Annotated in this window: 12 protein-coding genes and 2 pseudogenes; 8 read left to right on the top strand and 6 right to left on the bottom strand. The window is 67.3% G+C overall.

Annotated features, from left to right (window positions below; all coding sequences use genetic code 11):
• Window positions 1-174: 174 nt before the first annotated feature.
• From ACWD35_RS16970 to ACWD35_RS16960, 3 genes are all read right to left on the bottom strand, one after another.
• On the bottom strand, window positions 175-936 hold the full coding sequence (locus tag ACWD35_RS16970) for a hypothetical protein (protein ID WP_451352022.1): 762 nt from the start codon (window positions 934-936) through the stop codon (window positions 175-177).
• Between the two features lie 101 nt (window positions 937-1,037).
• A complete protein-coding gene (locus tag ACWD35_RS16965; protein WP_451352021.1) occupies window positions 1,038-1,574 on the bottom strand; it encodes a hypothetical protein in 537 nt (178 codons plus the stop codon).
• A 140-nt stretch (window positions 1,575-1,714) separates the two neighbouring features.
• Window positions 1,715-2,164 (bottom strand): homing endonuclease associated repeat-containing protein, encoded by a 450-nt coding sequence (locus ACWD35_RS16960; protein ID WP_451352020.1) that lies wholly within the window; start codon window positions 2,162-2,164, stop codon window positions 1,715-1,717.
• 789 nt (window positions 2,165-2,953) lie between these two features.
• On the opposite strand from ACWD35_RS16960, the gene ACWD35_RS16955 reads away from it, so the two are divergent.
• The 3 genes from ACWD35_RS16955 (at window position 2,954) to ACWD35_RS16945 (ending at window position 5,397) form a co-directional block, all read left to right on the top strand.
• Complete coding sequence (locus tag ACWD35_RS16955) at window positions 2,954-3,529, top strand: hypothetical protein (RefSeq protein WP_451352019.1); 576 nt, start codon at window positions 2,954-2,956, stop codon at window positions 3,527-3,529.
• Between the two features lie 285 nt (window positions 3,530-3,814).
• Complete coding sequence (locus ACWD35_RS16950; protein ID WP_451352018.1) at window positions 3,815-4,225, top strand: hypothetical protein; 411 nt, start codon at window positions 3,815-3,817, stop codon at window positions 4,223-4,225.
• Window positions 4,222-5,397 (top strand): hypothetical protein, encoded by a 1,176-nt coding sequence (locus tag ACWD35_RS16945; protein WP_451352017.1) that lies wholly within the window; start codon window positions 4,222-4,224, stop codon window positions 5,395-5,397. Before ACWD35_RS16950 ends, ACWD35_RS16945 begins: the two co-directional genes overlap by 4 nt.
• Window positions 5,398-5,735: 338 nt before the next feature.
• On the opposite strand, the gene ACWD35_RS16940 is transcribed toward ACWD35_RS16945, so the two are convergent.
• The gene (locus ACWD35_RS16940; protein ID WP_451352306.1) at window positions 5,736-6,767 is read right to left on the bottom strand and encodes an XRE family transcriptional regulator; all 1,032 of its coding nucleotides are present in this window, start codon (window positions 6,765-6,767) and stop codon (window positions 5,736-5,738) included.
• 138 nt (window positions 6,768-6,905) lie between these two features.
• Window positions 6,906-7,118, bottom strand: a pseudogene (locus tag ACWD35_RS16935) (helix-turn-helix domain-containing protein); the annotation flags it as partial.
• A 206-nt stretch (window positions 7,119-7,324) separates the two neighbouring features.
• Here ACWD35_RS16935 and ACWD35_RS16930 point away from each other — a divergent pair.
• The 5 genes from ACWD35_RS16930 (at window position 7,325) to ACWD35_RS16910 (ending at window position 13,089) form a co-directional block, all read left to right on the top strand.
• On the top strand, window positions 7,325-8,326 hold the full coding sequence (locus tag ACWD35_RS16930) for a Gfo/Idh/MocA family protein (protein WP_451352016.1): 1,002 nt from the start codon (window positions 7,325-7,327) through the stop codon (window positions 8,324-8,326).
• Entirely contained in the window at window positions 8,323-9,582 is a 1,260-nt protein-coding gene (locus tag ACWD35_RS16925) for a DegT/DnrJ/EryC1/StrS family aminotransferase (RefSeq protein ID WP_451352015.1), read from the top strand. The genes ACWD35_RS16930 and ACWD35_RS16925 overlap by 4 nt, the downstream gene beginning before the upstream one ends.
• On the top strand, window positions 9,579-10,040 hold the full coding sequence (locus ACWD35_RS16920; RefSeq protein WP_451352014.1) for an NUDIX hydrolase: 462 nt from the start codon (window positions 9,579-9,581) through the stop codon (window positions 10,038-10,040). Before ACWD35_RS16925 ends, ACWD35_RS16920 begins: the two co-directional genes overlap by 4 nt.
• An 83-nt stretch (window positions 10,041-10,123) precedes the next feature.
• Entirely contained in the window at window positions 10,124-10,495 is a 372-nt protein-coding gene (locus ACWD35_RS16915) for a hypothetical protein (protein WP_451352013.1), read from the top strand.
• Between the two features lie 218 nt (window positions 10,496-10,713).
• Window positions 10,714-13,089, top strand: a complete 2,376-nt coding sequence (locus tag ACWD35_RS16910; RefSeq protein ID WP_451352012.1) for a DNA topoisomerase — start codon at window positions 10,714-10,716, stop codon at window positions 13,087-13,089.
• Window positions 13,090-13,728: 639 nt separating this feature from the next.
• On the opposite strand, the pseudogene ACWD35_RS16905 reads toward ACWD35_RS16910, so the two are convergent.
• Window positions 13,729-13,991, bottom strand: a pseudogene (locus ACWD35_RS16905) (ISAs1 family transposase); the annotation flags it as partial.

Here is a 13,991-nt window from a genome sequence, read left to right as displayed (position 1 = left end):
TGCCCGGCTGGGACTACAACGTTCTAGGCGGCATCGGCTGGGGCGGCGCCGCCTCCTGGGTGCAGCCGCTGGAGGCGCGGCGGATGCGCCCCACCGAGCAGGCTGGTCGCCCTGCCATGGCTCGGATGCCCGACCGGATTGGAAGAGAGGCTGCGAGCTCCCAGAAGTGGCGATTCAGTCCTCTGTGCGGGCGACGCTAACGATCAGCGCCATGTCGTCGGCGTCTCGCCATTCGCCGATCACTCGCCACCCGGCATCACTCAGAAGCAGCTCAGCCTCGCGCCTGCCGTCCTCGGGGTCTCCGCCTTTGGCGGCGATCGTGGTGCGCTCGCTGAACGCAGCAGGCGTGTCATAGTCGGGCGACCATGCCCGCTCGTCCCCCGGGTGCTCGCCGGTCAGCTTGTCCTGCCATACCGAAACATCCATGTGTGGCTGAGAGAGGTGACCGGTGCCGTAGGTCATCCAGGCACTGAAGTGTGGGCGGCTCGACCAAGCGGCCTCACGCTCGTTCTCCAGGTCCCAGCGCTTGAACAGCTCGCCGAGCTGAGCGTAGATATCGCGGGCCTGCGCCTCACCCAGGGTGAGTGTGCCGCCCCGGAGCCTTCCGTCTTCGGTGGGGGCAATCGGTGCGTAGTACTCAATGCCTGCGCGGTACCGGGTGATGCCGCCGATGATCAGTTCATGGCGACCGAGCAACGACTGCTCCACCGGCAGCAGATGGTTGAGGTCGGCCTTGTAGTAAGGCGGAAGCTTGCGGACGTCGATGATGTCGCGTTCGGACATAAGGTTCCCCTTTGGGGTCTTCTCGGTCCAGCACACCTGAGCCGTACTCGGTTCAGGCTCCGGCACGCCATCCGGATTATCGTGGTACGGAGGCTCGTCGTGCAGGGAGTCAAACTGCTGCCTGCCCCACTCTTCGAGAACTTCCTCAGACATGTTCCTCCCCTTTCCAACCGCCCCCGGAAATCGGGGGATTGAGTTGCCTAGCCGGACTCGCACCGGACTAGGAGACCTTGATGTCTCTCCAGGACTGCTGGTTAGCGCGGTGCTTCGAACCGCAGCGTCAGTGTGGACGCTCGACCGCCGGTGTACGCATGGTCAGCCTTGTACTTGGTGATGGCAGTACCCTCGATGGTGAAATCGTCACCTTCCAGTGGCCATGTGTACCGGCTCGGCGCTCCCTTGGTCGGATTCACCCTCACTTCGGATGCACTGACTTCGGCAACGCTCAGTTGCCCCCGGAACTCGTTGGCCTCGTGACTGGTCCAGTGCACGGTCCAGCCCGATTGGACAAGCGCGATCAGTTCCCGGAGGCTTTCCATGTTTCCGGGGAAGATAACGTTTGCACCAGAGACCTTGGCGGATGTCTCTTTGACTCCCGGCTCAGCAAACAGCGGGCGATAGGCCACACGATGATCCGGAAATTCCACCCCAGGCGGAATCTGATCGGCGTTCGGTCCCGGTTCGGCATCCCCGAACGGAACCAGAACCGGGGGAGCCGAGACACGCTCCACCTCGTAATGGCCAGCGTGCTTGTGACCATCGCTGTAGCGGACCCTGGCGAGCCCATACACGGTCTCACCCTTCACATGGACACGTACGCGGAGACCCGTGAGAGGGCGCTTTTCGGTTGACACAACAGTTTCCCTTTCCAGATCCTTGCGGTTCAGCGCCCCATTCGGGGACCGAACGGTGTCGCAGATACCGATGGATCTCAGCCGCAAGCCAGCTCTGTGGCCCGCGACCAACTGCCCATCCGGAAGCGGATGGTGGTGGCCGGCGGGACATCACCCTTCAGGCCCGCCGGATCCGTGCGCCAAGCCTCGTAGGCCGCTAGCGTCGCGGATCCCGTCTCCCTCAGGCACTGCCGGATCGCGGCAATGAGCTGCTCCTGGGTCCACTTCGTCGTCGCAGCCTGGAGCTGCCGGGGCTGTTCGATCACGGCGAGACCCGCGAGCTCCAGCGCACGGTTCCAGCTGCCGAAGCGGCGCTCGTAAAGCGGAGCCGATGGATCGGTGCCCCTGCGGCGCTGTTCGAAGGTACGACGTCCCAGGGTGTTCTCTCCCTGCGCCAGGTGGATGAGCACGTGCAGGAGCTGCTGGTCGGTGTAGACGACCGGCCCGGACTTCATGGGCGCAGGGACGTGCACAGCAGACAGAGTCATGGTCGGTCCTCTCGTTCTGAAAGCGGGATGCGCGTCAGAGCGTCTGCACCTGCACGAGCTGCCGGTCGCGGGCGATGGACGCGAACACCTCGTTGAAGCTCCTGGGGGAACTCGCTGTCGAAGTCGATCGGGTGCCAGGTCTTCTGGTCATCGCTCACGTGCAGCGTGAGCGTCACCGGATCGGCGTCGGTGGTGGCCGGGGCAGGAGCAAGAGCAGTCATGGCGAGCGGTCCTTCGCGGGATGAGATGAGAAGCCCGCGCACAGCCGCCCGGCAGGGGGCCACCCGCAGGCGACACGCGCATGACGTGCCACAGAGTCCTCCGGATCAACTCCGTTGATCCCAAGCGTCAGACAGACCCGCAGGCACCCTGCGTGCCTGAGCCCCGCTCGGCCCGCCCTCTACACCCCCTATCTCGTGGAATTCTGACTCATCACAGACTGTCATTCAATGGACATTCAGATAAGATGCCCTCGAAGACCAGTCGATCCAATCGGACTGGACGGCGACAGGAGAGGCAAGACGAGAAGCGATGAAGACCTGGAGTACGAGGAAGGCTGGGCTCCCTGCTGTGACGTCGGCGGTGGCCGCGGGGGTTGCGCTCGTTGGATGTTCCGGCGGCGACACAACCCAGGTACGGCCGTCATCCGCCCCGAGTCCGACTGTGAGCACCGCCAAGGTCACCGACAAGACTCTCGGTGAGGCACTGGACAAGCTCGTCTTCCATGACGCCGGAGGCTCCAGTAAGGACAGAGGAGCCTGCCTAGCCAGCGCAGCACGGAAGGCGGGAATGCCGGAGGAGGCGCTGGCCTACATCGTCAAGGCCGGCGGCGACAACATGGGTGCAGTCATCGACGGACTGAACAAGGTGAGCGAGGACGACGCTGCGCTCCTGGCCTCGCGGTCGCTGCGCGAGGACTTCGACGCGTGCATCGACGCGGCTGTACTTCCGAACGGCAGCAGCCCCAAGACTCAGAGTTACGTGGCGCCGAAGGCAGCCGCGAAGCCTGTAACTGGTAAGCCGAACCTGAAGCCGGCTTACCAGGTCCGCGCGGATCAGTCGGTCAACTCGTCCATTGAGCTCACCAAGGGCCTGGTCTCGATGTTCTCCTCCTACGCCCGGGACGAGGGTCAGAAGAAGACCTACGCGGCGGCCGGCCAGTGCCTGTCGACCTTGGTGTACAACGCGGGCTTCAGCCAGGAGGCGCTGCACTTCTTCGCCGGCGGCGCGTCCCTCGGCGCCGGGTCGATCGTCGAACACCTGCCGAACGACAAAGACAAGGCGATCTGGCAGTCACCGAGGTTCACCCAGGGGCTCGTCGACTGCACGACGAATGCGACGGCGACTCCCGTGCCTGGCTCCTGAGCGGGAGTCCATCAGCCAGACGAAAGGCCCGGTGGCACCGGGCCTCTTCTCTTCTCGCCATCACGCGAAGGCGGGTGTGGTCCGCAGCAGGTGACCCCGCCCGAGAGGAAAGGAATCGAGCAGGGCTACCTGCTGCGGCGATGCGCCGCCAGGAGGGGGCTGACTGGACGCGGCCGCGACTCTACTGTTATTCGAGCGGAAGTACAAAGAGTGCTAATAGCTTATCTAGTAGTGTTGATATGATGGCCTCATAGATCAGCCAAATAAGGCAAGGAGAAGCCGCGCATGGCCGTCATACAGGAGTTGGAGAAGACGACGCAGCCTGCGCGCGGCACGAAGAAGAAGCCCCCGGGTGCGACGCAGAGCAACAGCGGCAGCGGCCGCCAGGGCATGTTCGTCCGGCTGGACCCGGACGACAAGCAGCGCGCACAGTACTGGGCTGACAAGCGCGGCTTCTCCTCGCTGAATGAGTACGTGGCCGAGGCGGTGGTCGAGAAGATCCGGCGCGAGAACCTCGACTACGACCTGCCGACCCTGGAGATCGCGCGACTCAACGAGCTTGTCGACCAGGTCGCGGCGCTGGCGAAGAACTCGGCGAACCTCGAACGCGTCGTCACCACAGGCTTCGACTCCCTCATCGGGCTCACCCGCGGCGACAACTACCTCCTGGATGACGAGGACGGTGAGCTCGGATGAGCCGGGACTTCGCAGAGATACTGGAAGCGGCTACGCCCACCGACGAGGTGATGGAGGTGGACACGTCCTTCCTCGACGCCTACCGGCGCGGCGGGAGCGAGGAGCTCAAGCGCGTCCAGGCCCGGGCGGCACAGCCTGAGCCTGAGGTGGCAACGCCCGAGCCGGAGGCGCAGCTTGATGAGGCCGGAGACGTCGACTCTCAACCCGAGGTTGAAACTCTGCAGGCCGATCTCGATGAGGACGCCGAAAAGGATCGCCTGGACCTGGAGCCGGACTACGAGCCCGACGCCGGCGACTCCGAGCGGGCCGGCGGATCCAACCAGCGTGGTGGTGGTGACGGCGGTGGACAGGGAGGAACCGCCGGGGTGCTCCCGGGCGGTGCGTCGGCGGGCCCTGCGGCCGATGCTGTTCCGGCTCCCGGGGCACAGCCAGACGCCGAGGACGCTGCCACAGCCGAAGCCGCTGCTCATGACGTCGTCGCCGCACCGGATGAACCCGAGCATGTAACACCCGGCTCGCTGCAGCTCACCGACCATCAGGACGCCGTGCAGAGTGCGGCGTCGAAGGGGGGCACGGGTAGCACCACCGACGCAGCCGCCACACTCCCCCAGTCGGGCTTCCGGCTCGCCGGCGTGCAGAGCCAGCCGCACATCAAGGCGCTGCCCGCGAGCATCATGAACGCGCTGCGGGAGCAGCTGCGAGCAGCCGCAGTCCGCGAGCTGGGTGTGAGCGGCAGCGCTGCTCGGGAGTTCAGCCAGCGGTTGAGCCAGGGCACGCTGGTGACGGCGTTCCTGCTGGCGCAGCTCGACCTGCACCTTGATGCCGATCCTTCCACCGAGCGCGCCGTCGAGCTGTTCCGCTCCCGCGACCCGCTGCTGGGCAGCGTGGTGGCACGCCTCGCGAACATCGAGGCCGCTGAACGCGAGCGGGACGGGTTGCTGCGCAAGCTGCGCGACGAGTTGGGCGAGGTGCGCCAGACCAGCGCGGTGGTCGAGCAGGCGCTGGCGTACTCCATCGCCGACCGTACGGAGAACTTCCTGCGGGGCTCGCACAACCTCCACGACGCACCGATCACGCACAAGGAGGCGATCTACCTCCGGGACAAAGCCCGGGAGGCGACCAGGAAGCAGCTGAACCTTGAACGCGAGCGGGAAGGACGGCCGATTCGATGACCACGACGAGCAAGGAGAAGCTCTTCCCCGCCCGGCAGCGCTGCAAGACGTGCGGCAAGGGCCTGGGCCTGGGCCTTAGCGCTCAGGATCCGGTGTACCTCGGCCTGTACTGCACTCCGCGGTGTGCGGGTATAGCCGCGCCGGCCTCGCGGCCCGAGGACGCGCCGCGCGGAACTACGCCAGCTCGTGACCCACCTGACGCTCGCCAACGCCGTCCTCCAGCAGCAGAGCGCACCGTCGCCGCCAGAGGCCGTGGCAATGCCCGACAACCTCGTTCCCTTGCGCAGACGGTGATGCAGACGGATCGGTGCCCAGTGGGAGCGGCCCTCGCGGCCCCGTTACGGGAGGGCGCCAGCGCGGGCGGCGAGGGCGCGGAGTTCGGGTGTGGCGCGACCGGACAGCAGGAGTCCGGAGATGAGGGACTTCACTGCGGGGCGGGAGTGCGTTTCTTGCGGTGCCTGGTATTCAGCGGCAAGGAGCGCGCGCACGCATTCGTCCCGGCGTCCGCGTTGAGCCAGGGCGGCGGCGACGTCGGTGTAGTAGCGCGCCCGACGTTCCATGCTGGGCAGACTCTGCGGCGGCAGTGCACGGGCGGCGGCCAGGGCCGCGGAAGGGTCGCCGGTGGAGAACTCGGCGGAGATCCGGTGAAGCTGGACGGTGGCCGGGCTGAAGCCGCCGCCGTGATCACGCAGCGCGGTGGTGCCGCCGAGGCCAGCGGCGATGGCGGCGGCCTCGGCCGTCAGCTCCCGCATCCCCTCCCGGTCGCCGCCCCTTGCGGCACTGTATGCGGCTGACTGGATCAGCAGGCCGCGTTCGGCGGCGCCGCTGCGGGACGCGCGAAGGGCTGGGTCGTCGGCGGCGTTGAGCGCGATCGACAGCGCCTGGTCCTCCCAGCCGGCGCGGCGGGCGAGCACCGCCAGGTTCCGGGCGGCCTCAGCCACCGCGAGGGGGTGCCCGGCGGCTTCGGCCACCTGGCGTGCGCGGTCAGCTGCCATCCAGCCGAGCTGCTGCTCATCGAGCTTGACGAGCATGCGGGTCGCGAGCAGGTAGCTCTGCCCGAGCAGGTCGAGGTGATCTCCCTCGTCGGCGGGGCCGAGTGCGTGTCCAGCACGGATCAGGCGTGGCAGACGGACGGCGAGGTCGGCGTAGTGGCAGGTGTGGAAGTCGACATGCACGCGGGCGAGTTCGGCAGGCAACTGCTCGGGGCCTGGCAGTTCGTGGTCCTGTCCGATGCCGAGCATCGCGTCCCGCAGACGGCCGACGAGGAGCTGTCCCACCGGGAAGTACTGAGCCGCTGCTGCCGCCGTTGCCGGGAGCGAGACGCTGGCGGTCGCCGCGGCCGAGAGCGCAAGGAACTTCCGTCGCCGCACTGGGTCGTCGTCCTCCTCCCGCTGAGTTCGTCCCACCCTAGGCCCGGGAAGGCGCGGGTATGCGAGACCAGGGGCGACAGGGTATCCGTGTCGGGTCTGTGCAGGGGGCGAAGTCGCGGTGAGCCCGAACTCCTTGGGCGGAATATCGAGCACATCAGCGAAGCGTCTGAGGACGTCGACGTCGGACAGGGGCGAGAGGCCCCGCTCGTACCGGGAGACCTGGGAGGCGGAGTAACCGGTCCGGTCACCGAGGTCAGCGAGCGTCCAGCCCCGGGCTTGGCGCCTGCTGCGAATCAACTCGCCGGGTGTTCTTGGCCGTTCGGATCGACCTCGCGCTGTGCTGACTGGCATTCACGCCCCCGTCGATAGCCGAGGTGGCCCCCGTCCACCGTAGACCGGTCCCATCGGGCAGCAACAGCGGTTTTGCACCAGATGCAAACGGCTTTGCGGCCTGCGGCAGCGCCCCTGCCGCTGCCGGACCACGTGCGGTGCTCTGGAGTTGCCAAGGCCCGCAGCTGGCGGGCCGACGTGCTTTCACCCGAGGGGCGTGAACGCGAATGAGCGTACGCAAGAAAGCAGCCGTCATCGGTCTCGGCCACCAAGCCCTGGACGACCACCTGCCGGGGCTGGCCGACTCCCAGTTCGCCCAACTGGCCGCGGTCTGCGACACCGACCCCAGCAAGGTCGCCTGCCAGGCCCAGCAGCACAACGTGCCCGGCTTCACCGACATCCGCTCCTTGCTCAAGGACGTGCACCCGGACTTCGTCATCGTCGCAGTGCCCCACTACGCCGGCCGCGAGGTCATCGAGAGCTGTGCGGCGGCTGGGGTGCACGTGATGAAGGAGAAGCCCTTCGCGACCGGCCCGGCCGAGGCCGCCGAGTTGGTGGCGCTGTGCGACAAGGCCGGCATCGAGCTGATGGTCACCGTCCAGCGCCGCTTCCACCCGGTCTACACGGCGGCGGTGCAGTTGCTGGAGCAGATCGGGCAGCCGTACCTGGTCGAGGGCCGCTACACCTTCCACTGCCTCGACCCGGCCGCCGGCTGGCGCGGCCGGGCATCCCTGGCCGGCGGCGGTGCCCTGATGGACATGGGCTACCACCTCATCGACCTGCTCATCTGGTACCTCGGTCTGCCCGACCGCATCCTGGCCGACACCTCCACCGCCGCCCACCCCGACGCGGACTACGACGCCGAGGACACCGCGCTGGTCCACCTCGCCTACGACTCGGGCCTGTACGGCTCCCTGCTCATCTCCCGCTCAGCCGGCCCGAAGGCCGAACAGCTGACGGTGACCGGCCCCCGCGGCGCAGTGGTGATCGAGCGAGGACGGCTGCGGCGCCTCGCCCCGGACGGGCAGCTGATCGAGTCCCTGACCCGTGAACCGGCCTGGCCCTCCGCCGCGACCGCGCAGATCGACTGCTTCTGCCGCGTACTCGACGGCTACCGGACCAACCCCTCCGGCCCCAGCACCCACGTGGCGCACGCCGCGTTCCTGGCCGCCGCCTACACCTCCCAGACCGCCCACACGCCCGCCGATCCGAAGGAGTTCCTGCTGTGACCGCCACCTCGCCCCTCGCCCTCCTCGGCGGCCCGCCCGTCATCGACACTCCTGGCCCCCATTTCGCCTGGCCCCCGATCGAGGACCGCGACGTCGAGGCGGTCACCGGCCAGCTGATGTCCGCGGTGTCCATCCCGGACCGCTCCGGCGTCGTCGCCGAGCTGGAGGACTCCCTGGCGTCCTTCCTCGGCGTCCGCCACGTCGTCACCACGTGCACGGGGACGGCCGCCCTGCACTCGATGTACGCGGCTGCCGGCATCGGCCCGGGTGACGAGGTGATCGTGCCGGCACTGACGTTCCACGCCACGGCCACCCCGCTCTTCCACATCGGCGCCCGTCCCGTGCTCGCCGACGTCGACGAGCACGGGCAGCTCGACCTCGACGACGCCGAGCGCCGGATCACGCCGCGGACGAAGGCCGTCGTCGCCGTCCACCTTTGGGGCCTGCCCGAGAACATGGACGCCCTCGCCGCCTTCAGCACCCGGCATGACCTGATGCTGCTGGAGGACGGCTCGCACGCCCACGGCGCCACCTGGCGCGGGCAGCAGGTCGGTTCCTTCGGCCGCGCCGCGGCCTTCAGCCTGAACGGACCCAAGCCACTGTCTGCGGGTGAGGGCGGATTCGTGGCCACCGACGACACCGAGCTGTACTACCGCGTGCTGCTGCACGGCCAATACAACAAGCGGTGCCGCCGCGAAATCCCCGCCGACCACGCCCTCGCCCCGTACGCGGTCACCGGCATGGGGCTCAAGCTCCGCATTCATCCACTGGCAGCCGCACTGGCACACACCCAACTTCCCCGCCTGAGGGGCTATCTCGCCGGACGAGAAGCGGTCGCCGACCGGATGCGGAGTGCTCTGCGCGGAGTGCCGGGCATCGACGTACCGCACCCGCCGTCCCATGCCGGCCCGGCCTGGTACGCGCTGCCCCTGCGCTACCGCCCCGACCAGCTCGCCGGCCTGCCCGTCAAACGGTTCCTCGAAGCCGTCCACGCCGAGGGCGCCAGCGAGGTCGACCTTCCGGGCTCCACCCGCGCTCTCGGCGATCACCCGCTGTTCCGCACCCCCGGGGAACTCCTGCCCGGCTACGCTGACCATCAGGGCCCCGCCGCCGACAGCTTCGCCACCGCCCGGCGCGTGCACGGCAGCACGGTGAAGCTCCCGGTGTGGCACCGCGACCAGGACCTCCACCTCGCCGACGCGTACACCGGGGCCATCATCAAGGTCGCCGAACACCACAAGGAACTCGTGAAGTGAGCGCACCCGTCGACGCCGCCCTGCTGGGCAACCTCATCCACGCCGCCGATGCCGACGGCATCACCAAGCACGTCGTTGGCGCCGTCATCCCCAACACAGAAGGCAAGGTGCTGCTGCTGCGCCGCGCCACCGACGACTACTTCGGCGGCCTGTGGGAGCTGCCTTCCGGCGGCGTCGACGCGGGCGAGACCCTGACCGAGGCCCTGCACCGGGAGGTCACCGAGGAGACCGGTCTCACAGTCACCGCGATCGGCACCTACCTCGGGCACTTCGACTACCTCTCCAAGAGCGGCAAGACGACCCGCCAGTTCAACTTCACCGCCACAACCACCCACGACAGCGACACGGTCAAGCTCACCGAACACGATGCACACCGGTGGGCCGACCGTACGGAGCAAGAACAGGTCTCCAGCGCCGTACAGTCCGTCCTCGCCACCTGGCGGGAGGATGGCGCGTGATGGACCCGTCCACCGACCAAGGCACCCGCCGATCGCGCGGAGCTCGTCCTGGACGCCGCAAGGTCGTCCTCCAGGGTCGCAACTTGCTGCTGGAGCACGGCAGTCTCCGCTCGTGCCTCGTCCCGCTCGCCGGTCAGCCGCTGCGCGGCCTCGGTCAGCTCGTCAACCCGCGCCACCAGGTCCGCGTTGCCGAGCTGGTCGAGCTGATGGCCAAGGCTGCGCTGCAGTGCCGCCTTGAGCTGGTCGCGTTCCTGACGCAGTGCGCGGGCCTCGGCCCGCGCCAGTTCAAGGTCGGTCTTCAGGCTGGTGGCGCTCGCAGAGAGGCCGGCGTGCGGCCCGTCCGACTGAAGGAGCTGGAGGAAGGCCTGAAGCACCCGGAGGGACTCGAGACTCTCGGCAAGGTGCTGCGGGTATACCGCGTCCGGCTCGGCGTGGCGTTGCCGACTGGGCGGTGACAGCGCTCGACAGATGACGACCCCGAGAAGCACAGCTTCTCGGGGACTTCTCTTTTTTTCACAAACGGTGATTGCTCGAACAGCGTGCCGGCGTCGGCTTTCTCTGCATGACCCTCGCGCCATTCAATACCTTTTCAATCACCTCTCTACTCCCATTCGATCACCCTTTCCGAGTAGACTCATACTCGCTTCTGAGTTAATGACGAGAAGGAGTCGACATGGTCGCGATCGTGGTCGCAGAGAAGCCAAGCGCAGCGAGGAACATGGCCAGCGCCCTCGGCGGGACGAAGGGCAGTTACAAGGGCACGGCCTACGAGGTGGCGAGCCTGCGAGGTCATCTCTATGAGTTCGCCCAGCCGCACGCGATGGTGGACTCCTCGCTCGCGGATGCCTATCAGAAGTGGGACCTGGGCAACCTGCCGTGGCACCCGGAGGACCTGACGTGGAAGCGCGAGCCGCAGAAGAACGTCGCGGACGTCATCAAGGCTCTGCGTGCGGCGCTCGGCCGCGGTGCCGAGATCGTCATCGCCACGGACCTGGATCCGTCGGGCGAGGGTGACCTGCTCTTCTGGGAGGCGATCGACGAACTCGGCTTCCACGGCAAGAAGTTCAGCCGCATGGAGTTCACCGATGAGTCGAAGGCGTCGATCCAGAAGGCGTTCGAACAGCGCCGGCCGGTGAAGTCCATGCAGGACGAGGGCGACTACCGCAAGGCGATGTACCGCTCGCAGTGGGACTTCCTCTCCATGCAGTTCACGCGTATCGCCACGGCGATGGGCCGCCAGTCCGGCCAGGACCTCGTGCTGCGCCAGGGCCGGCTGAAGTCAGCGATGGTCTCTCTCGTCGGCGACCAGCAGAAGGCTTATGACGCGTACGTGAAGAAGCCGTTCTTCCAGAACCGCTTCCGTGACGAGAGCGACGTCATGTACACGAACCCGGACGAGCTGCGGTTCGACCAGAAGGGCCAGGTGCCGCAGCAGTACGGCCCCTCCCCTGTCGTCCTGGACAGCAAGGCGGACAAGAAGACCGCGCCGCCGAAGCTGCTCGACCTCGCTTCCTTGTCCTCGATGCTCGTCGGCAAGGGTGTGAAGGCGAACCTGACGCTCTCGACCTACCAGAAGATGTACGAGGACCAGGTCGCCTCGTACCCGCGCACGGAGGACAAGACGATCACGCCCGAGCAGTTCAAGGACCTCGCGCCGCTGGTCGACAAGATCGCCGCCGTGGTCGGCGTCGACGCTGGGCTTCTGACGCATCGCCAGCCCCGGTCCACACACGTGAAGCCCCAGGGAGCGCACGGTGCGAACCGTCCGGGCCTGAAGGTGCCTTCTTCGCTGGACGAGGTCGAGCACAAGTACGGCAAGGCCGGACGTCTCATCTACGAGATGCTCGCGAAGAACTACCTGGCCATGCTCGCCGAGGACTACCTCTACGAGCAGCAGAAGGGCCACGTGGAGAAGTACCCGGACTTCGTCGGTATCGCCAATGTGCCCAAGAGCCCCGGCTGGCGGGCTGTGTTCGATCCGGACGCCGGCGACGACACGGCCGAAGGCGACGAGAACGAGTCCGGCAAGGGCCTGGGCCAGACCGCGGAGCCGTTCATCTTCGAGGGCGCGAACAAGCGCCCCGAGCATCCGACGATGAAGTGGCTGATGAAGCAGCTGGAGAAGCGCGACGTGGGCACGGGAGCGACCCGCACCTCGACGTACTCGGAGGTCACCAACGACAAGGCGAAGTACCCGCTGCTGACGGAGAAGGGCCGGAAGCTCAGGCTCGCGCAAGCCGGCGAGATGAGCTGGCGGCTCCTGCCGGGCACGCGCATCGGCGACCTCGGGCTCACTGAGAAGGTCTACGCCGACATGCGCGACATCGCCGCCGGGACGGCGACGGCCGAGGAGCGCCTGGCCGTCGTCGCCGACTGGGTGCGCGAGGACATCGCCACGATGACGAAGAACGCCGCCTCCATGCGCGCCGAGCTGGGCCTGAAGAAGCAGGTGGTCGCTGCGCGCGCCGAGGGTGTGTGGCAGGCCGCTCCGGGCGGGCCGAAGAAGGTCGCCTTCAAGAGGATCTGGTCGGGCCACGAGTTCAGCGATGACGAGGTGGCGAAGCTGCTGGCGGGCGAGACGATCTCGTTCGAGGCCACGAACAAGGCGGGCAAGCCCTACACGGCCACCGGAACGCTCGGCGTCGGCGACTACAAGGGCCGCAAGTTCGTCGGGTTCCAGCTGGAGGTGCTGGACAGGCCGACGAAGTGGTCTGGCCGGACGTTCACGCCGGCGGAGGTCACGGTGCTCCTGACGGGCCAGGCGCTGGAGATCGACGACTTCATCAGCGCGCGGACTGGCAAGACCTTCGGTTGCAAGGTCAGCTGGGACGCGAAGGCCAAGAAGATCGTCCCTGACTTGGGCTCTGGCGACGAGCCGCCGCGGTCCTGGTGCCAGGTGACCTTCACCGATGCGCAGCGCAAGGACCTGGCAGCCGGCAAGACCATCCAGGGCACGGGGTTCGTCTCGTCGAAGGGCAAGACCTTTGACGCGAAGGTCGCCTGGAAGGAAGAGGGCGGCAAGAAGAAGATCGTGCCGTCGTTCGGCTGATGCCCGGACAGGCACTGACGAGCAGCAGCGGGTCCCGGACCTCGGGACCCGCTGCAGCCTTTTCACGACAGCGACGACAGGAGGATGTGATGGGGACGATGAACGAAATCGTGCAGCTGGGCGATCGGGTGGCCTGATCGGCGGTGTCCATGGCGACGCCAGGTTCTTGCGCGACGCAGTAGTAACGCTGGCGTCGAGAGGCTGCACCTCGTTGGTACATCTGGGCGATTCCCTGTCAAGTCCTCGTGTTCACGTCTTGTGCCTCCTCTGCGTGGTGGCGCGCGGTGGTGGTCGTGGAGAGGCTGGGACAGCCGCCGAACGGTTCGGAGGAGCAGTTTCTGCCAGGTCGACTCTGCCTTGTTTACCGGCGTGATGTAGGCAGCTTCCATGAAATCGATGGGCCTGTTCGTGGTCCCGGCACCGAGCAAGTTCCCGATGCAGAGCAACATGCAGCGGGCGGCTCTCATTTCTTTACTGATGGCCTGATGCTCCACTCATCCAGATTCATCGAAGCCGCCCGGAATTCTCAACATCCTGGGATGCGGTCTCACGCCTTCGCCTCGGCAGGTGTTGACGGCGGGAATTCGCCTAGGAAGTAGCCCAGGGCTTCGGCGTAGTCGCATGACGTCCGGTTCGTGGTCATCCGAGGCCGAGGAGTGCGAGGGGGCGGCGAGGGTCGCGGGCGTTGCGGCGGAGGCCGGCCGCGATGTTCTTCACTCCGGCCGTGCGGAGGGCTCCGATGGCGAGGTTGCGCCAGGTGGCCATCGCGCGAGGCGCGTTGCCGGTCCGCAGCTGGGAGGCGTCCTCGGCGAAGGTGGTGTCGCGGACATGGTGCAGGGCCTCGATCTTCCAGTGGGCGCGGACGAGTTCGGCGAGCTGGGCCGCGGTGGCCTGCTCGGCGG

It is taken from the genome of Streptomyces sp. NPDC002671 (genome assembly GCF_053592475.1).
Note: the sequence above shows the minus strand (reverse complement) of the source record. Positions and strands in the feature narration are given on the sequence as shown.